Source organism: Paenibacillus oceani, from assembly GCF_014705615.1.
GTDB lineage: Bacteria > Bacillota > Bacilli > Paenibacillales > NBRC-103111 > Paenibacillus_AB > Paenibacillus_AB oceani.
Genome location: NZ_JACXJA010000017.1, coordinates 48,967 through 73,137, shown reverse-complemented (window position 1 = coordinate 73,137; position 24,171 = coordinate 48,967). Strand labels below are relative to the sequence as shown.

Here is a 24,171-nt window from a genome sequence, read left to right as displayed (position 1 = left end):
TTTGAAAATATTTTTACTTTTATCGCCTCTTGAATATCGTATTCATATGCGATATATTGCATACATAAGGAGGTCGCGACCACGAATGCCGATTCCGCACAATTTTTCCGCTCCCGCCCGCATGTCCGCCAAGGAGCGGGCTTTATCCCAATTGCAAAGATGGATGATCGACGGTACGTTCCAGCCGGGCGAGAAGCTGATCGACGCCGAGCTGGCCGACGCGCTGGGGGTCAGCCGGACGCCGGTCCGGGAAGCGCTGCAGCTTCTGGAAATTCAGGGCCTGGTCGAGATGCATCCGGGCAAAGATACGCGTGTCACGATGATCCGCAAGGACGATATTCTGCATCTGTATTCGACGCTCGCCGCCCTGCACGGTCTGGCCGCAGAGCTGGCCGCGCCGCGAATCGTCCCCGCCCAGCTGGAGCAGCTTCGCGGAATCAACGCCCAATTCCGCGAAGCGATCGGCAGCGGCCAGCCGTACCAGGCGATGGAGGCCGACGAGTCGTTTCATAACCTGATCGTCGATATTTCCGACAATCCGTACGTCGCCTCGTTCAGCTCGTCGCTGCAGATTCATATCCGCCGGTTCAAGTACGTCTTCCTGAAGCAGCCAGTCGGGGCGACGTTAACTTCCGTCGACGAACACGAAGAGCTGATCCGGGCGCTGGAAAACCGCGATGCTGCGGCGGCGGCCGAGGCGATGAAGCAAAATCTGCTGAGACCGATGCGGGAGCTTTACGCACTGCTGGAAAACGAATAAGAGGCACCCATTCCGCTATAAGCAAAGAAAGGATGATCGACATGCCAAACAAGCCGGATCTGCGCATACGCAGTCACGTCATCAGCGAAGGCGTCAACCGCGTACCGAACCGCGCCATGCTGCGGGCCGTCGGCTTCCGGGACGAAGATTTCCGCAAGCCGATGATCGGCGTCGCCAGCACCTGGAGCGAAGTCACCCCGTGTAATATGCATATCGACGGACTCGCCGTCCATGCGAAGCAAGGAGTGCGCGATCATGGAGGCGCGCCGCTAATCTTCAACACGATCACCGTATCCGACGGAATCTCGATGGGACATGAGGGGATGTTGTTCTCGCTGCCGAGCCGGGAAATTATCGCGGACTCGATCGAGACGGTTACGAACGCGGAACGGTTTGACGGTCTGGTCGCGATCGGCGGCTGCGATAAAAATACGCCGGCCTGCCTGATGGCGATCGGCCGGCTGAACATTCCGGCCGTATACGTCTACGGCGGCTCGATCCAGCCGGGCAAGCTGGACGGCCAGAGCGTGGACATCGTAACGGCGTTCGAGGCGGTCGGCGAATATCACGAAGGCCGGATCGACGAGGAGCGGCTCCATCAGGTTGAATGCAGCGTCTGTCCGGGCGCAGGCGCCTGCGGGGGGATGTACACCGCCAATACGATGGCCGCCGCGGCCGAAGCGCTTGGCATGAGCCTGCCCGGCTCGTCGTCCACTCCGGCGATCGCGCCGGACAAGGCGGCGGAGTGCGGCAGAGCCGGGCAAGCGGTCATCGCCCTGCTGGAGAACAACATACGGCCGCGCGACATTATGACGAAAAGGGCGTTCGAGAACGCGATCACGGTCGTGATGGCGCTGGGCGGCTCGACGAACGCCTTTCTCCACCTGCTCGCGATCGCCCACTCGGCCGGGGTCGGGCTGACGCTGGACGACTTCGAGCGCATCCGCCGCAAAGTTCCGCATCTGGCCGATCTGAAGCCGAGCGGCCGCTACGCGATGCAGGACTTGAACGAAGCCGGCGGCGTTCCCGGCGTTATGAAGCTGCTGCTGGCTCAAGGCTTGCTGCACGGCGACTGCCTGACCGTGACCGGACGTTCGCTCGCCGACAACTTGGCGGAGGCGGCGCCGCTGCACGAAGGGCAGACGATCATCCGGCCGTTCGACGAGCCGCTCAAGCCGGACGGTCCGCTCGTCGTGCTTCGCGGCAATCTGGCTCCGGACGGGGCCGTCGCCAAAATGTCCGGCATCCGCAGCTTGCGCTTCTCCGGTCCCGCGAAAGTATACGACAGCGAGGAGGCGGCGACCCGCGCCATTATGGACGGCGATATCCGCGAAGGGGACGTGCTCGTCATCCGGTATTGCGGGCCGAAGGGCGGCCCGGGCATGCCGGAGATGCTCTCGGTTACGGCGATGATCGTAGGCAAAGGGTTAGGAGGCAAAGTCGCCCTGCTGACGGACGGACGGTTCTCGGGCGGCTCGCACGGCTTCGTCGTCGGACACGTCGCCCCCGAGGCGCAGGAGGGCGGTCCGATCGCGCTGCTGCGCAGCGGGGATGTCGTTACGATCGACAGCGGCACCCAGGAGCTGACGGTTGAAATAGGTGAGGAGGAGCTGACCCAGCGGCGCAGCGGTTGGGTGAAGCCGCCTCTCAAGGCGTCCTCCGGCGTCTTGTTCAAGTACGCCCGTCTCGTATCGTCCGCTTCCGTCGGAGCGGTTACGGACCGGGAGGTGTGAGAAAAGCCTGCGGGATCCGAGTTATATCGATACCGTTGCCGTGTTTGAAGAATTTGGTAAAACCGGAGTTTAAGGTCGAAGAGATTATTTTTGTCCGACGTCTCTTTCTGAGCGACAAACGCTAAAGTGTGAAAGCCTGGCATCAGGTAGACTGCAGTGTCTGTCCAGGTGCAGGCGCCTGTGGCGCCAACTGTTCGATTCAGAACCAATCCCGCCACAGGTCGACTTTATCATACGTAAAATCCGATACGAACAATAAGCCCCCTAGAAACTTTCAATCTACGGGGAGCTTATTGTTCGTGATTCCTGCGCAAGCCCGGTCCTCTACGTAAAGGCCGTTATTAACTAGGTCTTTTCGCTTTACCATCGCGGATCGGCTTCATTCTTGTAAGGAATTGGGATGACTGTTTATCTATATAGTGCTCTCTTCCTGCAAAACGATTTCCCGTCGTGCATCCGAGGAATCATATATTGCCTGTATGATTTGTGATGTCACAATGACGGAATCGATATTGTTCGTTGACCGTTCGCCTGTTTGCACACAGGTAAGGAAGTTGTCGATTTCGTTCTGGAACATATCTTCGGAGCGATATCTCGGCATCGTTTCCAGCAGTGCGCCGTCTTTCGCGCTGTACACAACAAAGTCTTTGCCGTACTGCAGGCGAACCCCTGCTTTGTCACCGATAAAATCGATGTATGATTCTTCGACGCCGATGTTTTGCGCCCATGCGCCATGGAGCGTAATGGTCGGTCCATCGGTTCTGATCAATGCCGTTACAGAGTCTTCGACATCATACGTCCCGTCCCTTATAGACGGTCCGGCCCACATATGGACGTATGCATAGTCGGCGATGTCTTTGCCCAGCCTGCTGAACGTTTGACCGGAAACGGTCAGAGGACGCGGATCGCCCGTGCAATACAGGACAAGGTCCAGATAGTGGACTCCTCTGTCGATCATCGTACCGCCGCCGGCAATCGCCTTCGTCGTAAACGCCCCGCCAAGTCCTGGAATGGAACGATGCGTCCGGAAGCTCGCATACACGTGATACAGCTCGCCAAGATCGCCGCCCTCGATCATCGTTTTGATCCGGTTCACCCCGGTATGAAACCGGTTGACGACCCCGATATGGAGTAACTTCCCGGTCTCTTGCTGGGCGCGCTGCATCTCCAGCGCTTCGGCATACGTGCGTGCAGCCGGCTTTTCACAAAGCACATGCTTACCCGCACGCAAGCAGTCGATCGTTATCAGGGCGTGTACGTTATTTGGCGTGCAGACTGAGACCGCCTCGACGTCGGGATCATCCAATATGATCCGGTAGTCCTCGACAGCGATGCCACAGCCGAAATCGCGAACCGCATTCTCGGCGCGTTCCTTTTGGGTATCACAAAAATATTTGATCTCTGCATGAGGATTGGCCAGATACGCCTTGATATGTTGACTTCTGGCAATCGTTCCGCAGCCGATTACGGCAACTTGAACCGATTTCATTGCAGGTCCTCCTTCGTTCCTTTTCGAATGTGTGCTGCTTCTCTTTCGGCAAACTTGCCGCCGGTTTCTCGAACCGCGCAAACCAAGGGGGGGCGTACATGCTGAATTCCCGCCGCACGCCGCCCCTCCTCGCATGCTTGTGCCGAAGCGATTACTTCTTCAACGTGGCGTACCAATCGTTGACTTCCTTATAGCTGGCCTCTCCCCCCGCAGCTTTATATTTCGCGATGAACGCATCCAGGTTCGAGATCGGCTCGGCGCCTGCGATGAACTTGACCGTTTGATCGTTTTGCATGGCATTTAGTGATTCGTTATTTTTGGAGTAAACGGCCAAATAAGGGCTCATGCCGATCGGGTCCGGTATGCGCGTAATAGCGGGTTCCTGAATGTTCAAGAAGGCGTAAGCATCGAACAAGCGTTGATCCTTGCGTACGCGGGCTTGCCAATAGGACGGATAGTTCTTTTCGTCCGAACCGGACATGAAGTTATTTGCGCCGTTTCGCTCGTCGTTAAAGATTGGCAAAATGGGCGTATAGGCGCCGTCCTTATACGTATAATGCTTGTTTTCCTCTCCGATCGTCATCAGGCGGAACGTGGTTGGGTCCAGCTTGGCATTGATCCACTTGATCGTATCCTCCGGGTTCTTCGACGCTTTCGGGATATAGGTAAGCCGATCGAATCCGGTCGGCACCGCCAGCCCCTTCTTGCCTTGCGGTCCTTTCAAGGCCGGTATAAACACCATTTTGGCCCCCGGCACATTTTTCGCCAGCGCATCCGCCAGCGCAGGCACGCTGGCCCAGTCGACCGGCATGACGCCTACTTTGCCGCTTGTGAACTTCTCGCTCACAGTCGCATCCTTGTTCACGACGAACTCCTTGTCCAGCAAACCTTGATTGAACAGATCGTTCATAAAGACGATATAGTCCTTGTAGCCTGGATCGTATGCGCGAGGGACCAGCTTGCCGTTCACATCATTCCAAGTGCTCGACAATCCGAATGCACCTGCAAGGCTGACTTCGACAGAGCCGCCCCCCGAGATGGAGAACGGAATGTTCTTCTCCTTGTTGCCGCCGGGGTCCTGCTCCTTGAATGCCTTCAATACGCTGACGAACTCATCGGTCGTCGTGGGCGTCTTGAGTCCCAGCTTGTCCAGCCAGTCCTGGCGAATCATGAGCGAGCTCGCCACATTGCTGAGCGTTTTGGTCGGAATGGCGTATATTTTCCCGTCAATCTTGACCGCATCCAGCGACTCTTGCGAAATCGCCGCTTTAATATTCGGGCCGTACTTGTCGATTAGCGGCCCCAAATCCACCAGCGCCCCCCGTTTGGCATAGTCGGAGTACAGCGCTTTGTACGTGCTTACGCCCGGCGTGGTAATCGCATCGTACGACTCGGAGGACGCGATTAACAGGTTCAGTTTCTCTTGCGGGTTATCTTGCGGAAGCGTGTCGTACTGCACCTTGTAGCCGGTGCGCTCCTCCAGCAGCTTAGCTACCGGATGCCTGTTGTAGTCGTCCTTCATCCATCCCTGCAAAGTCCGCAGCTCCGGCTTCGGAGCAGATACCCCCGAGCCGGTCGCGGCACTGCTCCCCGATGCGTTATCCGCGTTTCCTCCGCACGCTGCCAACGAAAATGCCAGCGCTCCCGCTACCGAAATACCCATGGTCTGTCTGAAAAGCTTCTTCAAATAGATCCCCTCCCCAATTTTCTTGAAACTATTACTTCCCTATTTCATTAATCCTCATCGGCGCTTCCGCAATAAGGAATTAATGCGCTCCCTGGCGTTCCTTTGGCGCTAGCCCTTCACGGACCCGATCAGCACGCCTTTGATAAAATATTTTTGCAAAAGCGGATACACGAGCAGGATCGGGATCGTTGACGCGATGACCGTGGCGGATCGGACATTGTCCGGCGACAGATTCATCAATTCATCCGCCGTACGTTCGATTCCCTCCGTGGCGGACGCCGCGTTCAAAACGATATCCCGCAAATAAAGCTGCAGCGGCTTGAGCGACGGGCTGTTGATGTAGATCATGGCGTTGAAAAATTCGTTCCAGTACCCGACGGCATAAAATAATGCGATTGTGGCCAGCACCGGGCCGCAAAGCGGCAGCAGGATGCGGAACAAAATGGTGAGGGTCCGGGCCCCATCGATTCGGGCGGACTCCTCGAGACTTTCCGGAAGCCCCTCAAAGTAGCTTTTGATTACGAGCAGATTGAAAACGCTTATAAGGGACGGAAGAATGAGCGCCCACAAGCTATCGATGAGTCCGAGACTGCGGATCAGCAAGTAGTTGGGGATGATCCCCCCTCCGAACATCATCGTGAACACAAACAGCAGCATAATGAATTTGATGCCAGGCAAGTGTCGCTTAGACAGCGGATACGCCGAGATCGCAGTGAGAAGCAGGGAAAGCAAAGTTCCCACTACAGTAATGAATATGGATACCGAAAAGGAGCGAAGGAATTCGTACGACGTAATGACGAACTTCATCGTCTCCAATTGAAAGCCGACAGGGAACACCCCGACCTTGCCCGATACTACCGCCCACTCCTCGCTGACCGACTTGGACAGCACATTGAGGAACGGGAGCAGCGTTGCGAATGCCATCAGCACCAGCGTGCCGTATACGACCGCATCCAGGCCGATATCTCGAATCGTACGTGTCTTCATCATGTTGACCTCCTACCAGATGCTTCGTTTCACAAATTTTCCGCTCAGGAAATTGCCCAGCATAATAAGCAAGAACGCGACAACGGAGTTGAACAAGCCGACGGTGGTAGAAAAGCTGTAATCCATTTTGCCTAATCCGACCCGGTACACATAAGTGCCGATGACGTCGCCCGTCTCGTACACGACCGGATTGTACATCGTCAATATTTGCTCCGTATCCGCTTCAAGCAAATGTCCGATACGAAGAATCAGCATCAGCACAATCGTCGGGGCAATGCCCGGCAGCGTAATATAGATCATCTTCTGAATTCGGCTGGCTCCATCGATGGAAGCCGCTTCATACTGATCCTGGTCGATGCCGGCAATCGCGGCGATAAAAATAATGGCGTTCCAGCCGGCTTCCTTCCATCCGGATGTGAATACGAGTGTCCCGCGGAAAAAGTCGTTGTCGATCAGGAAGGAGATCGGTTGACCGCCCATCCATTTGATCGCCTCATTCACGATTCCGCTCGAAGGGGACAAAATGTTGATGAACAAGCCCGAGATAATGACCCAGGACAAGAAGTGCGGCAAGTATACGATCGTTTGCACCGTTCGCTTGAACCACATTCTGCCGACCTCATTCAGCATCAGCGCGAGGATGATCGGCACCGGAAACAGCAGGACGATCTTGTAAAAACTGATGATTAACGTGTTTCTGAACACTTGCATAAATTCGTCGGAATGTACCAGCTTTCGAAAATTGTCAAGTCCTACCCAGCTGCTTCCGGCTATCCCGTCGAAAATGTTAAAATCCTGAAATGCGATCACGATCCCGTACATCGGCGTATAACGAAACAAGATCAGAAACGCGAGTCCCGGAATCAGTAAAGCATACATATCCAGATTGTTGCGAAACAACTTCCATTTGTAGGTTCGCATTTCTTTTCTTTGAGCCTGAGAACGCGAATCTCTTAACTCTGTGGACAGACTGCTCATCGCTTGACCCCCATCTCAAGTTCGACACATGCTGTTGTGCGTACACTTAGTATAATGGGCAGGCACGGGTTCATTGTAGGAGACAAAGCTTCAATTTCTGGTCGATTTCTATAAACCTTTCTCCGAAAAACGTCTGAAGCGAAAAAAAGAGAACCGCCCGGTTCTCACGTGCAGTCTGCTATTCATTTGAGCCGAAAGGCGGCGACGCAGGCCTTGCGATCAGGTCAAGCCGGATGTGCACCGTCACGGAAGTGCCTTCGCCTAAACGGGATGTAATGCGCAAACCCGAAGCTTCCCCCGCAAACAGTTTGATCCGTTCGTTCACGTTGTACAAGCCGTAGGAGCTTCCCGATCCTTCCGCACGCGCCATCGTTTGAGGCTCGACAAGCAGTCGCTGCGCATGCTCCTCCTCCATCCCAATTCCATTGTCGGATACTTCGAGAATCAATTCGTTCCCTTCCCGATAGGCTCGAATCAGGATTGTTCCGAACTTGTTCTTCATCTTGTGAATGCCGTGCAGAAGGGCGTTTTCCACAATGGGCTGGAGAGTCAGCTTGGGCACGGTGTAATCGAGCAGATCCGTCTCCGGCTCGATCCGGTATTCGAACGAATTCAGAAAGCGGCTCTTCTGAATATCGAGATACACTCGAGCCAGGTTCAACTCATCCGCCACGCTCATCACATCCCGGCCTTTATTCAGACTCAGGCGGAAATATTTCGCCAGGGCGTCGATCATCTCGCTAATATCGTGTTTGCCGTGACCGATGGCTATCCAGTTGATCGTGTCGAGCGTGTTGTACAGAAAATGAGGATTGATTTGCGCTTGCAGCGCGCGAAGCTGCGCTTCCCTCTCCAGCACTTGGGCTTTGTAGGTTTGCTCCATCAAAGAACGCATCCGGCGCATCAGCATGTCGACGCTTCGCTCCAGCATCATGAAGTTCCCCTCCGGCATAGACTGCGGTTCGTCGAGCCGTTCGATTCCCTCCGTTCGGATAACGCGAATCACTTGCTGCAAGCGGCGGTTCATGCTGCGAACGATCAAGGCCAGCAGCGCGAAAACGAGCAACAGGAACAACGCGAACACGCCTGCAAGTGTGGCAAAACCGGCCGTTTTCTTTAACTTGATCTTCTCGGAAATATCGGCTGCGGGCACTTGCACGACCACTTTCCAGCCGGTCGGCTGAATCGTCGAGTACATCGCGTATTCGTACTTGTTGTTCAGTTCTATTTTCACCTTGCCTTCCTGACCCTGTTGAATGGCCAAGCGGACTTTCTCTTCCAGCGGAGTCCCGATTCGCGATTTGTCGGCATGCGCCACAACAGCCCCGTCGCGGTCCACAATGAAGACATTGCCGGGCTTAGTCAGGTCGATATCGGATAAAATGTCCGTTACCAGCTCTTCCGATACGTCGATCACAAGCACTGCCCCCACTTCGCCGAATTGCTCGGAATCGTGCAGCATTCTCGCGCTTGACATAATATAGGCTTCGCCGCTGCCGATATAATCCTGCTTGTAAATGTCGGTCCAGACGATCGCCCCGTTCGCGCTCAATACCTCGCCGTAATACGGCCAGCTCTTCAAGGAGTCCAGCGAAAAAAAGTTATACCGCTCTTCCGAGAGCATTGTTGTGTTCTTGACAAACAATCGCAATCGGAAGACATCCGTATTCGTCTGGATCGTCTCTACGAAATATCGCAATTCCTTCAATATTTCAAGCTGCCATTCGATGCTCGGAATGCCGTCCTCCTTCAAAAACTGATGCAGCATCGGATTTATCGAGGCAGCATTGCTGATGTCCCGGATGTGCCCGAGCCGGTAAGACAAATTGTTGCCCGCCTGCTTCACGGTCTGCTGCATCGAATTGGACACCTCCTCCTCCAGAATCGAAGCCGTACGCTGGGAATACGCGTACACCAATACGATGGAGGGCAGGACGATCAGCAGCGAAAAGGTAATCAGCCAGCTCCGGGGAATACCGAAGCGACGGGCTTGCAGCCTGACGTAGCCCATCGCACGACGAGCGAAATCAATCATACGAATCACCGTCGCTTTCAGATGTGCCTCGTTTCCCGGTAGACGCTTGGCGTGAGACCGGTTACTTTTTTGAAAAGTTTGCTGAAATAGCTGGGATCGGCATAACCTACCGCATAGCAAATGTCGTATAGTTTGTAGGTTGGATTCGCCAGCAACTCTTTCGCTTTCTCCATGCGGTACTGCGTCAGCCATTCATTCACTGTCCGGCCCGTCTCCTGCTTGAACAGCAGGCTAATATACGTATCGGTCAAATACACCTCGCGGCCGATCTCCGATACGGTCAGCTTGTTATCGGCATAACGGCGCTCAATAATCGCCCTTACCCGCTCTACAATATTGCTTGCCCTGCCGCTGCGACGTTCCCCGATCCTGCCGCACACCTCTTGCAGGTACGTCTCCAGCAATTGCCGCAGCTCTGCTATCGTCTCCTGCTTGAACAGCTCTTCCCATAACCACGACTCCCGCCGCTCCAGCTCCTCGTCCGCCAGATTGAGCTCCAGCATGAGCTGTCCCGCCAATAGCACGATTTGCAATATGACGTTGCGGCTGTATTTCAGCCCGCCCCTGCGCTGCCTCGCCAGACGATCGAACAGCTCGTCCAGCGCCAATCCGAGCTGACGAGGCTCGCCTCCCTTCAATATGGAAATCAGTTTGCCGCTCTCGGCCGAGTCGAATCGATAGGAACGCTCGTCGAACGTCTCCCGCTTGTCCAGATTGAGGCTGTCCATCGTCAAAATCTGATTTTGCCCCAAATACCACTTGCCGGCCGCAGCTTCTCTCGCTTGCTCGTATGAGCCGGCCAGCTCACCCAAATTGGAGACACGGTCGCCGAGCCCGATCGTGACGCTGATCCGAAGAAAGCGCTGTAGATGGTCGCGCAGCTGAGACGCCAGCTCGAACAGCAGCTCCTCCGGATCATCGTACCCAATCGGCGTCGATCCGGCACTCGCCTGCCCGGCCCCGGTCAAACAGGCATGCCCCTGATCCGCATATACAATTCCAACAAACTCGCCGCTCCGATGTTCGAACACGCTGCCCTGCAGATATTGACGCACCACTTCCTGACATACATTCTGAATCGCATAGCAAAATATTTGCAAATCCCGTTCCGTATACTTCTCCACGATATCGGCGAACCGGTCGACCGACACGACGATGACCCAGTATGCGGCGTTGTAAGGCAAGCCCAGGCCGAGAAAATCCAGCCGTTCCTGTGTCCGTCCCCCCCGGGGAGCCCCGTTCAGGATTAGCGACAGGAGAAATTTCTCACGCAGGAGCGGCATGCTTTCTTGCAGCTTGGCCTGCATCTGTTGTGTCATCCGGCGCTCCGTCTGCACCTCCTGCAGCTCGGCGACGACTCGCGCGATGACTGTCCGCAGCTCTTGCAGATTGACCGGCTTTAAAATATAATCGACTGCGCTCACCTTCATCGCAGATTTCAAATAGTCGGAGTCGTCATGCCCGCTCACAAACACAATTTTCGTATCGGGAAAACGCTTCCGGATTTCTTTCGAAAGTGTAATTCCGTCCATATTCGGCATCCGCACATCCGTCAGCACGATATCGGGCATTAGCCGTTCCACGGCCTCCAGCCCGGTATCTCCGTCGTCCGCCTCGCCGACGAATCTAATATCGAATTGCCCCCAGTCCACATAGTTGCGCAGTCCGAGCCGGACCGCCGGTTCATCGTCCACGACCAGAAGCTTGTACATCTCGCAATTCCTCCTTCCGTCTCTTCCTTACAGTATAACGGGTGCAGGGTAGACGACAACAGTCTGCCGTTAACCCCGGCAGACTGTTGTCGCGATGCCCTGTATCCCGCCTGGCGGATTCCATCAAACTTCCAAAACTTGACCGTCCTGAAGCAAACGTTCCCTCAGCTTCGAATAGTTAACCTCCTGTGTGGCAACGCCCGCTTCCAGCGCCATCGCCGCCGCAATAGCAGCCGATTGTCCGAGAATCATGAACACAGGCTCCATCCGGATCGACCCGTAAGCGATATGGGAAGAGGACAAGCATACCGGAACGAACAAATTGGCGCATTCCTCTCTTTTCGGCACGATGGAGCGGTAGGAGATCGGATAAGGCCCGGGGATGGGAATTTCCACGTTACCTTCATTGACGCAAAACCCTTCAAGCACAAGACGTCTGCAGTTATGGGAATCCATCGTATAGGAGGCCATTCCAATACAATCCTCCGCCTTTTCCTGCCCCCGACAATGCCGTTCGTTCATGACCACTTCGGATATCATACGCCGCCCTTCCCGCACATACAACTGATGGGGCCAGTTGGCGGTCTTTACAAATTCGTCGGCGGCAAGCCCCAGTTGCTGCCGTTCCTCGCGCAAGGCACGCGGGACACTTTCATCGTTGGCGATAAAATAATACAAGCCCATATTGTAGTTCACATGGCTTTGGAAGATGCGTTCCCGCGTCGCATAATCGCCTTCCGGCCAATTGAAATTCGCACCGATATGGTCCGTGCTGAAAGCGCCGAAATTGTTCGAATCCGTCTTATCGTTCGGAATGCGGTAAAATTTCCGCGGAAAATCCCATACGCCGGCTCGAATATAGCGGGCAAGCAAGGCAAACTGCTGCGGATCGTATCCCGGCGGCATCGGGATCGGAATCCGGTTTTCCGGTACGGTGGTCAGGCAGATACGGAAATTGTACGCCTGGATCGAACGGTCACCTTGTCCCTGCGTCCCCGGAGCGACGTCCATAATCCCGGGAAGAAGACCGCTGTCGGGTTTTCCCTCAATCACATAGGGGTCAATCGCTGCATTAAACATATGGTGGTGCGATCCGAATTGAATGCCGTTGCGTGTTTCGCTATACACGGAGTTGGACTCCCGGCCTACATGGTACGACACTCCTGCACGCGCCATCAGGTCGCCCTCATACGTGCTGTCGATGAACATACTGGCACGAAATACATTTCCGTTCTCCATCGCGATCTTCACGATTTTGCCGGAATTCGTGTCGACACTGGCCAGATGCTGCTCGAAGTATACGGGGACTTCCGCCTTCTCCAGCCATTCCTGAAAAATATGCCTAGCGGCATGCGGTTCGAAGTGCCACACGGCGCCGTCTTCATTGTCCGTACGATAGTGGCTCCCCAAATCCCGGTAAAATTGCCGGGCCAAGCCTCCGATCGCCGATTTATGACCGAAATCGGTATTGCCCAGACCGCTTGCGGTCATTCCGCCGATCTCCCTGCCGAATTCGGCAATGACGGCGCGCAGTCCCATTCGGCTTGCCTGCACTGCTGCGGCGATCCCTGCAGGGGTCGCTCCATAGATGCATAGATCCGCCTCCACAATCAGCGGGTTTTCGCTCACCTTGCTCGGAGCGTAATAGATCAAATTACTGAAATCAGTCATCGGTTTTCTCTCCTCATGTTTTACTGTGCCAGAAAATACGCTGCATTCCATATCCGTCATCGACGGCCGCCTCATGAAGCTCTCGGGCAGCCCCTTCATCGATCGACCTGATCCGCATTCTCCCCCAGTATAAAAAACGGAGACGACCGAGTACATGCCGCTTCATAACGCGACTTGTATTTTTATAACGTTTTTTTCATGTCATCTCATGACATGAATGACCGCTTCACAGTGTTATGTTATGATTGGCATGACTTTGGATGGAGGGGCAAGGAAATGGACCATTGTTCGGAATCAGATATTCAGTTCGATTTGGGCAATAGAGGCACTATGCGAATACATTCGGTTGAAGATGGCAGTTTTCGGATTCGTTTGGATCAGACGGGATGTTTTGCTGAAACGTCTCTTGTTCGTCTAGGCATTTTACAATTCCCCGAAAGCCGCAATCGCAATGTTTGCCTCATTCCATCCGGTGAGCGCGTAGCGGTCAAGTCCGGACAAGTCCAACTGGAAATCGATCCGGCGGATGGCTCTTTTCGCGTAATCAAGCAGGATTGTGAAGAGATCGTTCGTTCTGCTGGAGCGCCACGGGTCAACGAACCCGGTTTTGGCGTTCATTTTTCCCTTCTGGAAGACGAGGCTTTTTACGGATTGGGTAATACTGCCCCGGAACAGGTTCAGAGACGCGGCTTAAAAGCGTCTATTCGGGTAGAAGATAATTTATGGGCCAGCGCACCGATTCCATTTCTGATGAGCAGTCGGGGTTGGGCGATTTTGATGAATACGGCACTGCCTCATACGTTCGATATCGGAAACGAACGCCGCGACAGGCTGAGCATCGAAGGAGCGGAAGGCGAGCTCGACTTTTTCCTGTTTACAGGGGATAGCTTCGCGGAATTGCTGGATACATATACGAAGGTTTCCGGGAAGCCTCAACTTCTGCCGATCTGGATGTATGGCCTCAACTTCACCTGTCGGGAACAAGCCGACGCCAGGGAAGTGCTTGATGACGCGATCAAATTTCGTCACTCGGGCTTGCCATGCGATCTGATCACTCTTGGTAAGGATTGGCTGGAAGACGATGCGTCAAGCGCCAAACAGTGGAACCGTGACCGAGTTGCCGATGTTTTAAGACAAGAAAACAAACAAATTACGATTATCGGAATATTGCGGAGGCAAGGATTCAAAATCGGGGTTACCGTTGGTCTCGACTGCGATCCGACTTTGACCGCCGGTTACGACCTTCTGCTTAAACTTGTGGAAGACGGCGTATCCGCCTTTGCTGTATCCTACAAAAGTCCGCTGAGCGTGTACCCCGACAAAATATGGCATAACGGGATGCATAGCCGGGAGCTGCATAACTTGTTCCCACTGCTTCTGGCCAAACAACTGGCGAAGGGATTCAGCGATCATACGAATGCTCGGCCTGTTATCCAAATTGAGCGCGGCTATACGGGCATGCAGCAATTTATAACAACTACGACAGGCGTTTTTGAAAATAATCATAAAGCGATCGTCGCTCTGTTAAATTACGGATTTATCGGACAGACCCATGTATCGACAAACATGCGTGTCACGTCGAAAGAAGGGATTCATTCCGGCTTTTTGCTGCCTTGGTCCCGAGTTAACAGCTTCGGACATTTTCAGCATCCGGACTTTCTTGAACCGCCTTTGCGGCGATTGTTTCAAACTTACGCGAGACTAAGATACCGTTTGCTTCCGTATCTGTACTCCGCTGCGCACACGGCAACGCGCACTGGAATGCCGATCGCGCGCGCAATGCCACTGGTTTTCCCCGCTGATCCGGTATGCCGGGATTTAAACCAACAGTATATGTTAGGCGATTTTTTGCTTGTAGCCGTTTTCACAAACAAGGTTTATTTGCCGGAAGGGGTATGGATCGATTATTGGAACGGCAATCGCTACAAGGGCTTGCAAAGTATCGAATATGACATCCCCGATGGAGCCGGAGGGCCGCTATTCATCCGTGCCGGGGCGCTCATTCCAATGTGGCCGCTGATGGATCATGCCGGGCAAGTTGAGGTGCATACGATCAGCTGGCAGGTATACCCTCATCGGCGAAGCGAATTTACCTTATACGAAGATGACGGCACAACCCTTCGCTATCAGGAGGGTGATATTGCGCTTACTCATATGGAATGCGAAGCCAGGCAGGATCGTACGTCAATTCGGATATCCCGCCGTTCCGGGTTATACGCCGATATGCCGGTCACCCGCTACCATGAATTGACCGTCCATGTGGAAACCAAACCGGAATCAGTTACCGTGAACGGCAACTGGCTGCCCGAATTGACCAAACGGGCCAAAACCGATCCCCATAGGGGCTGGCGGTACGATCGGATCGCCGGAACAGTCCTTCTACACCTTGCAGAAGCCGATACAGACGAACGGTTCACGGAAATTGAATTTACTTATTCGGCGAATCCAGCTTCCCCCTTGCGTCAAGAGTCTTCCACCAACAACGGAAAAGGCGACGACTTTGGGAAGGTATTGAAAGAAGCTTTGTCGTCAGGGGAGCCTTCGGTCGCAAAGAGCGCGCTGGAAAAATGGTGGGCAGCCGAGGATAAAAAGCATTCAAAGGACGCGTCATGGTTTTTGAATTGGATGAACGCCAGCCACATTATGACCCACCATATCGAGCGAAACGGTTGGAACGCCGGGGATGTATATGGCGTAGCGAAGAACAAGCTTTTTGTATCGCCGGAGCTGGATTCGCCGGAAAAAGGGATTCAGCTACTGCTGCAAATGGCAGACCATATCGTCCATTACGGAAAGCAGCGTCAAACGGTGAAACACCCGGCCGTTCGCGAGATCGTATCGATCATTGAACGGGAGCTGGATGGCGAGCTGTCGCTGAGCAGCATGGCCGAACGGTTCGCCATACATCCGTCTCATCTGAGCCGTCTGTTCAAGAGTGAAACTGGACAGGCATACTCCGACTACGTCCGGGCCAAGCGGATGAGCATGGCGCGTATGCACCTCGAGGAAGGCTTGAGTGTACACGAGGCTGCCGGCATGAATGGCTTCAAAGATCCTGCCAATTTTTCCAAAGCGTTTAGCAAGTTTTGGGGGGTTCCGCCCATCGAGTTCAAAAAGAAATAGTTGTGATCGTGGGATATCGACCTGAAATCCGTGAAAGGCCCGCTGGAGTGGAGAGTCTCGTGAAAAAACCTCTAGGACCAATGGTCTTAGAGGCTCCATATCCAGTTCTTTATTTCAGTTCATGATCAATCAAACGTTCCAGTTGAATTCGCGATTCGGCGATTCGCTGGTCGATGAGCTCCGGGTCGGACGGTCCGTCAACACGCTCTACTAGGACATAACCATTTCCGTCCGTACATTTACTCCAGGCGTTGAATATCGATCGGAAATCAACATCTCCTGTTCCTGGAATGGGAAAATCGAGATTTCCTTTCGTTCCGCGATGATCTTTGGCAATGATGGAATGCGTTTTGTGTGCAATATTCAGAAAATCTGCCGCCGCATCGATTCCCTCATAAAACTGTACATTGCCGGCATCATAGCAAGCATGTATGACCGGCGAGCCGATCTGACCTATCGTCTCATTGATTTCCCTCGAAGTAGCGGTATTCCCGGTATAAGGCTTTAAAGTTATGACGATGCCCAATTCCTCCGCCTTCTCTGCTATTTTCTTGTAATGTTCGACGAATTCGCGTTTGTTCTGTTCGTATTGTTGCAAGGGAAGAAGCTCATCCGGATATTTCTTGTAGTTTGTGATTCCTCCTGTTAAAACTTCCTTGATTCCCAGCGCCTTCGCCACTTCCAACCGCCGGTAAGCCCGCTCGATGGGTTGGTCGAATTTGAACGGTTTATTGCAGATCAACATCACGGGCGTCAATTCATACTTGTCTAGCAATTCGTGCAACTTATCGACTGTCGTGCCGTCCTCTTCATCAGGCACTTCCATTCCCTCATGAGGCATACCGAAGGACACATAAGAATATCCGGCGCGGGAAATTCCTTCAAACGCCCTTTCAATCGAATATCTCATATATGGAAGTGTCATACACGCTATTTTACTCATTGATTCATATAAGTCCTTTCTATACGATGTGTATGACTGGGAAGGGATCTAGTGTGGCCGAGTCCCCTATTCAGCCCGACTGCTGTTCGAATTTTGTCATGGTGCTTATCCCTACTTGCCCTTCTTCGCATCGATTTCTTTATTCGCTATATCTTCGGCTTCGCGAAGAGCACTGTTGATGTCCATTATGTCCTCGTTAACCTTTTTGATCGCCGCAGTTAAAGAGGGCTGGACGAGTGCGTCAACCGACGAGGCCGTGAACGGAGGCGCAAAGTTGCTTTTGAAAACGTTCTTCACATTTTTTCCTTGCAGCGACTTCATACCGCTTCCATACATCCCTTTTATTTCCTGATCATTTAATGCAGTGAATCGTCCGCGACTCGTCATCAATTTTTGATTTTCTACACCCGTAAGCACTTGAATCGCCTGGAACGCCTCTTCCTTATGCTTGCTTAACGCCGAAACGATGAGGAAATGACCCGACGACGCCAAACTCGTGTTCGGACGCTCCTTGTAGCTCGGAAACTGGGTCAGATCCCAATTGAATTGCCTAGGCGTGCCGTGTAAAGCTTCCAGAGAGGCAATTCGCGCATCGTAGCCCGTCATCATCGCGAGCGACTGTTCTTTCATGAAGTGATCGCCATTACCGTCCTTATTGCCTGGAATACTACTAATATCCTTAACCAATTGGAACACTTTTTTCCAACCGTCCGTTTGTACGTTCGCTTTACCAGTTGTCGGATTGACGTAGGCCAAGGAAAGCTGAGTGCTGAGATCCAGCACGCCGCTAGTCGACAGCCCTCTGTATTGAATGTTGTCCGACATCCTCGTCATCCTTTTGGCTAGTGAAAGCATATCGTCCCATGTCATGCCCTCCTTCGGATATTCGACTCCAAACTTATCGAAGAGGTCTTTGTTGTAAAACGTGGCGAGGAAATTGAGCGAGAATGGGAGTGCATATACTTTATCTTTGCTGCCGTACATTTTGGCCGTTTCCAAAGCTTGCGGATCGAATTTGGTCAAATCCACCTTATATGTTTTGACGAGCTCCGTAAGATCGTAAGTCGTTCCCAAATCGCGATGGATCGTAATTCTCGGATACGTCGTCAGTATGAAGTCGGGGAAGTCTCCGGCTCCGATCATTTCTCCCAGTCCTGTATTTCCTCTCGTGTTTGCCCGATATTCGACTGTAATATGCGGATACTTCGCTTTAATCGGCTCTTTCACCAATTTTTCGATTTCCTCATCCGTGATCGCCGCACCATCCACCAAAAAGACGAGAGTAACGGGACTCGGGGGCGCAGCCGGATCTGGGGTTTTGCTTCCTTCCTTGTTCCCGTCGGAAGTTCCTCCGCAAGCGCTCACAGTAAGCGCAATCATGATGGAGACAGTAGATACTGCGATACTTTTTTTCAACATAGCACTGTCCTTTCTGTAATGGTTGTTGCAGTCTCTTTCTACAACATGTGTGTTACTGCGAAGTGATCTTCAAATTTATCGGCGTCCCTTGGTGCCTGTACATGGACCATATGATTTGATGGGATTTCATTGCTTCGTAGCCATCTGTCAGCGGTTTGTGTCCACTCCGAATGCAATCCAGGAAATGCTCCACTTCAGCCAGACAAATACGATTGGGATCAAGTTGGTCCTCATACAATGCGATGACTTCCGTGCCTTTTCTGACCACCAATTTATGCAGCCCTGATCTGAAGCTCAACTCATAACATCCTTCTGTTGTATGAATTTGCAGCAAAGCAGGCGGATTCTTGTGCTTTATTCCCCAACTGCTCGTTATATGCGCCAATACGCCGCTCTCAAATTTCATGATTCCATGATGGGTTCCTTCACCTTCCATCCATTCGGTGCCCAGACGCGTACCCAATCCCGCTACTTCAACCGGGTTGCCCAGAACAGCTTGCAGCAGGTCGATATAATGACAGCCGTGACTGAAAAGCACTCCTCCGCCCAGCTTTTCTTTATTGGCGAACCATGAATCGGGAGCCGGAGGCAAGTAGCCTTCAAGAAAACAGTTTGCATTCAGCGGTTTGCCATATTCCTCATTAGCGATTGCTTCTATTAATCGCTGTGCGGCTGGAAAGTAACGGACAATATAAGCAACCATGAGGACGACGTGCTGGGCTTCTGCCGCACGTATTAATTCCCAGGCTTGTTCTTCCGAATTGGCCAGAGGTTTTTCCATCAAAACATGCTTGCCGGCAGCAATCGCCTTTAACCCCATTGGCAGGTGGAGATGATGGGGTGTGGCAATACTGATCGCCTCTACATCGTCAAGGGCTTTCTCCCAATCCGTTGTATAACCGCAACCAAGCTGCTCAGCAACTTTCGCTGCTTTCTCCTCATCCAAATCGACAACCCAGCGCAGATCGGCCTTGTCCGAAAGCGCATAAGCGCGAGCGTGGCCGAGTCCCATATTCAGCCCAACGACTGCTGTTCGAATTTTTGTCATGGTGCTTACCTCCCTATAACCGAATTCACATGGTGAAGTTTTCAAATAGCGACTCGTCAATCTCATTCAAACTATATTTACTTTTCGGACCCGGATTGCGATCGATCCAGCGGCCATTGGTAAAATCGGGAAAGCTGACAGGATGACCGCCTAGCGCTATTGATTGTTCGGTTAGGACGGTCACCGCCATCCAGGAAGCGGTATCATACACGTCAATCGGAGGCGCAATATTCCTGGCGATGCTTTCGATAAAGGCTCGCATGCAAAGATAATCGGTTCCATCGTGTCCGCCGCGGATGCCTTCTTGAACATATTCCTTCCAGAGAGGATGGTCATATTCCTCACGATACTTTTCGAAAGACTCCCAGGTATGATTATCACTTCTGCCTTCGATATGAATAGACTGATTGTCTTCCATCCATAACCCTTTCGTACCCTGAACTCTTCCGGCCCGTGAATAAGGCCGGGGAAGGGTCGTATCCAGCGTAAGCAAAATGGTCTCGCCATTCGCGCATTTGATCATGGTCGTCACAATATCCCCCTGAGCGAACTCGCGGTGCGCCAGCGGATGTTCTTTACCGAGATGCTGGGTCGCCCAGTCACGAAGCCCTCTTGACTTGGAGGACATTGAGGAAAGGGTCAGAAATCGATTTCCCCTGTTAATATTTAAATATTTTGCGACCGGACCCAACCCGTGAGTGGGGTAATTATCCCCGTTTCGATACGAATACAGGGCAAAACGGTTATGTTTATTTTCTTCTCCCATCACAACCTGTCTTCTCAGGTCGTGTTCATAACCGCACTGGCAGTGGATCATTTCACCAAACAATTCTTTTTTCACCATATTCAACAAAGCCATTTCGTTCCGTCCAAAATTGCAATTTGACAAAATCATACAGGACTTCCCGCTGCTTTCCGAAGTTCGCACCAGTTCCCAACATTCTTCCAACGAGGCGGCTCCGCCCACCTCGATTCCTGCATGTTTGCCTGCTTTCATGGCAGCGATGGCCAGTTGTGCATGGCTTACGATAGAGCTGGAGATGATCACCCCATCCAGATCGTCACGCGCCAACAGTTCTTGATAATCCTTGTAACCCTCCGCTTTCTCCCGTCCTGCAGCGATAACAGATTCCATACCAAGATGCAACCTGTCTTCATAAAGATCACAAACGGCAGGAACTATAATATCTTCCATCTTGAGCAGCCTTCCGAGCAGCGCCCTGCCTCTGCTGCCCAATCCGATAACACCCAATCTTATCGCATCTTCTCCAAATGTTTCTCTTCTGCCCATTGCTTCGTTTGACAGCATGATCCCCTCCTTGACGAGTATTGTAGTTCCTTCTTCGCTACACACACTTTTTTTCCAGACCTGCTATAATTGTTTGTAATCGGTACCCGCCATTGCTGCAATCCGAGTATAGCAAACGCGAAAATATCGTGTACATGGCATTACATAATGCAAGGATGGACTTTCCTAACATCTTTGCTGCCATATGTTTTTCATGAGATTTCATAACAATTTCACTAAGCTTGCTATACTTATTGAAGAAGTATGACAGGCAGATAGGGTAGGAGGATGAGTATGGAAGGAGCTGAGAATGTTCAAATTGCGCTGAGCAATGGAAGGCGGATGAGGGTTCAGGTGATCGCACCCGGCACGTTTCGGATCCAAATGAACGATACTGGGCTTTTTCAGGATTCTCATCTGTTGCGTTATAAAATTGTAAACGTTCCCCTTCATGCGGATCATATTCACTCTGTACCATGCGATGACATTATAATGATTCACGCCAAACAGGCGGTCTTGCAAATCGACGGGAATGACGGGCAATTTCAGATGCTTGATGGCGACGGGCACGTGCGGCTGCAAACGAGCTGTCAGCCTTGGTCCGCTGCGGCAACCGGCTTCGGGGCGCATTTCTTGCTGCATCAGGATGAAGCTTTATACGGGCTGGGAAACGTCGCCCCCGAACAGCTGCAACGGCGCGGCTTAAAGGTGTCGATGTGGGTTGAACGCAGTAATTGGGCAAGCGCCCCGATTCCCTTCCTGATGAGCACTGGGGGATGGGCCATCATGATGAATACGATAATGCCCCATACATTCGATATCGGAAGCGAGATCGACGACCGGCTAAGCATCGAAGGACAGACTGGAGAACTGGACATGTTTCTTTTCGCAGGGGGAAGCTTGGCCGAGCTGCTCCATGCGTACACCGACATTGCGGGAAAGCCGCAGCTGATGCCGATCTGGATGTATGGCTTGAACTTCTGTTCCCGCGAAAAGTCAGACGCCCGTGCCGTGCTTGACGACTCCATAAAATTTCGCAAGTCGGAAACGCCATGCGATCTGATCGGCCTGAGTACGGACTGGATGGGAACCGCCAACGATTATTCGACCAACAAAAATTGGCATCCGGAAAGGTTCCCGATCAGTACGAACGATCTTGTGCGAAGGGTTTCGTTTATCGGCATTTTACACAAGCTAGGTTTCAAGCTCAGTCTTACTTTAAGCTGCGATTACGATCTGACCGTGTATGAGGAACACTTGGCCGCTGGCGGAAAGACGGATGAGGAGGGCGGTCAGAAAGAGGCCTGGTACGATCACCTACAAAAATTTGTAAACGACGGAGTATCCGCTTTCGTACTGATTGCTCCAAACCTGGCATCCAGAGACCCCGAGCGAATATGGAGCAACGGCATGACCTCCGACGAGTTGCATAACTTGTATCCCGTGTTGCTTGGAAAGCAGATGCACAACGGGTTCCGCGAACAGACAAATACGCGGCCCGTCATTCACCTGGAGAAAGGCTATCTGGGAATGCAGCAATTTGTCGTAAGCACGACCGGTACGTTTTATAACGGAAGTCATGCGATTGCGGCCATTTTAAATTACGGTCTTTCCGGTCATGCGAACGCGACGACAAATATGCACTTGATTACACGGGAAGGCATTCACGCCGATTTCTTGCTGTCATGGGCGAGGATTAACAGCCTGGAGCATTTTCATCATCCGGATTTTCTGGAGCCGCCGTTGCAAGAGCTTTTCAGACGATACGCCCGTTTGCGCTACAGTCTGATTCCCTATATATACTCGGCGGCGCATGTCGCCGCCCGCACCGGCATGCCGATTACGCGGGCAATGCCGCTCATGTACCCGGATGACCGCAATTGCCGGGATTTATGCCAGCAATTTATGCTGGGAGATTTTTTACTCGTTGCCGTTTATACCGACCACGTTTATTTGCCGGAAGGGAATTGGTTCGATTACTGGACAGGGGAGCGTTACAGCGGGCCGCGGTCGTTAGACTGCCGCGTACCGCCTCAGGCAGGCGGGCCGCTGTTTGTGCGCGCCGGGGCGATTATACCGTTATGGCCGCCGATGGACTTTATCGGTCAGTTAGAAGCGAAGGTGCTGACCCTACATATTTACCCCAGCGCTGATGGGGAATTCGTTATACACGAGGATGACGGCGCTACCTTTGAATATTTGGAAGGACGCTTGGCTCGAACGCGAATAACAACCGAAGAAAGCCCCGACTCGATATCGGTGCGCATTTCGCGGCGAGAAGGAGCCTATACCGGAATGCCGCAAAAACGAAGCTACGAGCTGATCGTTCATACGGACCGCAAGCCTGCTGCCGTAAGGGTCAACGGACAACGTCGACAGGATCAGACGAGGCGGGTCAAGGCGGACCCGGTCCGCAGTTACCGGTACGATCGTCCTTCTGGAACGGTGAGGCTGTTTGTAGAGGAAGCCGAAGGAGAGGAAATCGAAGCATCCATCGAGGTCCTTCGTTCCCCGATGAACAAGATCGCTGCAAAAGCCGTTACTGAAACGAATACGATCGCAGGCGGAGAACACACCGGGGAAGACTCGGCCGACAGAACGTTCATCGTCGCGTTGACTACAGGCGAGCCGGATGCTGCGGAAACGGCGATAACCGCATGGTGGAACTCGAAAATGATGCATAGCAAGTCGGATTCCGCATGGCCTTTGCTCGTGATGCACGGGTACCACATGCTCGTTCGGCACGCGGCACAAAACGGATGGACGACCGCGGATCTATACAGTGAAAGAGAAGATCTCTCGATTGCGTTAACCCAACTTCAAACGTCAGCGCAGGGGTATGAGCTGCTGCGGAAGCTCGCGATCCATCTTGTCCGGTATGCCGAAGCGCGGCGTCCGAGCGCGAAGCATCCCGTGATCGGCGAAGTGCTCGCCTTCGTGGAGCGTGAGCCGGACCAGGATTTGTCTTTAAATGCGATGGCAGAACGTTTCTCGGTACATCCGTTCCACCTGAGCCGGCTGTTTAAGAAGGAAACCGGACGCACTTATTCCGACTATATCATGTCCATTCGGATGCAGCGGGCCAAAATCCTGCTGGAAGCAGGCTATAAAGTATATGAGGCGGCAGAACAGAACGGTTACAAGGATTCGGGAACTTTCTCCAGGGCTTTCAGCAAATATTGGGGCTTTCCTCCAGCCAACTCCAAGTCCAGGAAGGGCGAAGGAATGCACCACTGATAGATCACCGATAGATTGAATCGGTCAGAAAAAGAGCTATAGGCTTTGGGGACTCCCCGCA

At 52.8% G+C, this 24,171-nt stretch carries 16 protein-coding genes; 4 read left to right on the top strand and 12 right to left on the bottom strand.

Annotated elements, in window-relative coordinates:
* The first annotated feature begins 85 nt into the window (after nucleotides 1-85).
* Both IDH45_RS14490 and ilvD read left to right on the top strand, forming a co-directional pair.
* Nucleotides 86-760, top strand: a complete 675-nt coding sequence (locus tag IDH45_RS14490) for a GntR family transcriptional regulator (protein WP_190928774.1) — start codon at nucleotides 86-88, stop codon at nucleotides 758-760.
* A 41-nt stretch (nucleotides 761-801) separates the two neighbouring features.
* Nucleotides 802-2,493 (top strand): dihydroxy-acid dehydratase, encoded by a 1,692-nt coding sequence (ilvD, locus tag IDH45_RS14485; protein ID WP_190928773.1) that lies wholly within the window; start codon nucleotides 802-804, stop codon nucleotides 2,491-2,493.
* Between the two features lie 412 nt (nucleotides 2,494-2,905).
* On the opposite strand, the gene IDH45_RS14480 is transcribed toward ilvD, so the two are convergent.
* The 8 genes from IDH45_RS14480 to IDH45_RS14445 form a co-directional block, all read right to left on the bottom strand.
* Complete coding sequence (locus IDH45_RS14480) at nucleotides 2,906-3,982, bottom strand: Gfo/Idh/MocA family protein (protein ID WP_190928771.1); 1,077 nt, start codon at nucleotides 3,980-3,982, stop codon at nucleotides 2,906-2,908.
* A gap of 151 nt (nucleotides 3,983-4,133) precedes the next feature.
* Nucleotides 4,134-5,669, bottom strand: coding sequence for an extracellular solute-binding protein (locus IDH45_RS14475; RefSeq protein ID WP_190928769.1), 1,536 nt, complete (start codon nucleotides 5,667-5,669; stop codon nucleotides 4,134-4,136).
* Between the two features lie 108 nt (nucleotides 5,670-5,777).
* A complete protein-coding gene (locus tag IDH45_RS14470) occupies nucleotides 5,778-6,659 on the bottom strand; it encodes a carbohydrate ABC transporter permease (RefSeq protein ID WP_223836659.1) in 882 nt (293 codons plus the stop codon).
* A gap of 9 nt (nucleotides 6,660-6,668) precedes the next feature.
* Nucleotides 6,669-7,634, bottom strand: coding sequence for an ABC transporter permease (locus tag IDH45_RS14465; protein WP_397327063.1), 966 nt, complete (start codon nucleotides 7,632-7,634; stop codon nucleotides 6,669-6,671).
* 178 nt (nucleotides 7,635-7,812) lie between these two features.
* Nucleotides 7,813-9,669, bottom strand: coding sequence for a cache domain-containing sensor histidine kinase (locus IDH45_RS14460; protein WP_190928767.1), 1,857 nt, complete (start codon nucleotides 9,667-9,669; stop codon nucleotides 7,813-7,815).
* Between the two features lie 17 nt (nucleotides 9,670-9,686).
* Nucleotides 9,687-11,381: a response regulator gene (locus tag IDH45_RS14455; protein ID WP_190928765.1), complete on the bottom strand. Its 1,695-nt coding sequence runs from the start codon at nucleotides 11,379-11,381 to the stop codon at nucleotides 9,687-9,689.
* Nucleotides 11,382-11,504: 123 nt separating this feature from the next.
* On the bottom strand, nucleotides 11,505-13,052 hold the full coding sequence (locus tag IDH45_RS14450; RefSeq protein ID WP_190928764.1) for an FAD-dependent oxidoreductase: 1,548 nt from the start codon (nucleotides 13,050-13,052) through the stop codon (nucleotides 11,505-11,507).
* Between the two features lie 423 nt (nucleotides 13,053-13,475).
* A complete protein-coding gene (locus tag IDH45_RS14445) occupies nucleotides 13,476-13,670 on the bottom strand; it encodes a hypothetical protein (protein ID WP_190928762.1) in 195 nt (64 codons plus the stop codon).
* 159 nt (nucleotides 13,671-13,829) lie between these two features.
* Between IDH45_RS14445 and IDH45_RS14440 the strand changes: the two genes are divergently transcribed.
* The gene (locus tag IDH45_RS14440; RefSeq protein ID WP_190928761.1) at nucleotides 13,830-16,175 is read left to right on the top strand and encodes a helix-turn-helix domain-containing protein; all 2,346 of its coding nucleotides are present in this window, start codon (nucleotides 13,830-13,832) and stop codon (nucleotides 16,173-16,175) included.
* 109 nt (nucleotides 16,176-16,284) lie between these two features.
* Here IDH45_RS14440 and IDH45_RS14435 read toward each other — a convergent pair whose 3' ends face one another.
* The 4 genes from IDH45_RS14435 to IDH45_RS14420 form a co-directional block, all read right to left on the bottom strand.
* Nucleotides 16,285-17,085 (bottom strand): sugar phosphate isomerase/epimerase family protein, encoded by an 801-nt coding sequence (locus tag IDH45_RS14435; RefSeq protein WP_190928759.1) that lies wholly within the window; start codon nucleotides 17,083-17,085, stop codon nucleotides 16,285-16,287.
* Between the two features lie 144 nt (nucleotides 17,086-17,229).
* Nucleotides 17,230-18,537 carry an ABC transporter substrate-binding protein gene (locus IDH45_RS14430; RefSeq protein WP_190928757.1) on the bottom strand — a complete coding sequence of 436 codons (1,308 nt, stop codon included), beginning with the start codon at nucleotides 18,535-18,537 and terminating at the stop codon, nucleotides 17,230-17,232.
* Nucleotides 18,538-18,589: 52 nt separating this feature from the next.
* Nucleotides 18,590-19,585 carry a Gfo/Idh/MocA family protein gene (locus tag IDH45_RS14425; protein WP_190928755.1) on the bottom strand — a complete coding sequence of 332 codons (996 nt, stop codon included), beginning with the start codon at nucleotides 19,583-19,585 and terminating at the stop codon, nucleotides 18,590-18,592.
* 25 nt (nucleotides 19,586-19,610) lie between these two features.
* The gene (locus IDH45_RS14420) at nucleotides 19,611-20,894 is read right to left on the bottom strand and encodes a Gfo/Idh/MocA family protein (RefSeq protein ID WP_223836658.1); all 1,284 of its coding nucleotides are present in this window, start codon (nucleotides 20,892-20,894) and stop codon (nucleotides 19,611-19,613) included.
* Nucleotides 20,895-21,167: 273 nt separating this feature from the next.
* Here IDH45_RS14420 and IDH45_RS14415 point away from each other — a divergent pair, with 273 nt between their 5' ends.
* Complete coding sequence (locus IDH45_RS14415) at nucleotides 21,168-24,110, top strand: TIM-barrel domain-containing protein (protein ID WP_190928753.1); 2,943 nt, start codon at nucleotides 21,168-21,170, stop codon at nucleotides 24,108-24,110.
* The last annotated feature ends 61 nt before the right edge of the window (nucleotides 24,111-24,171 follow it).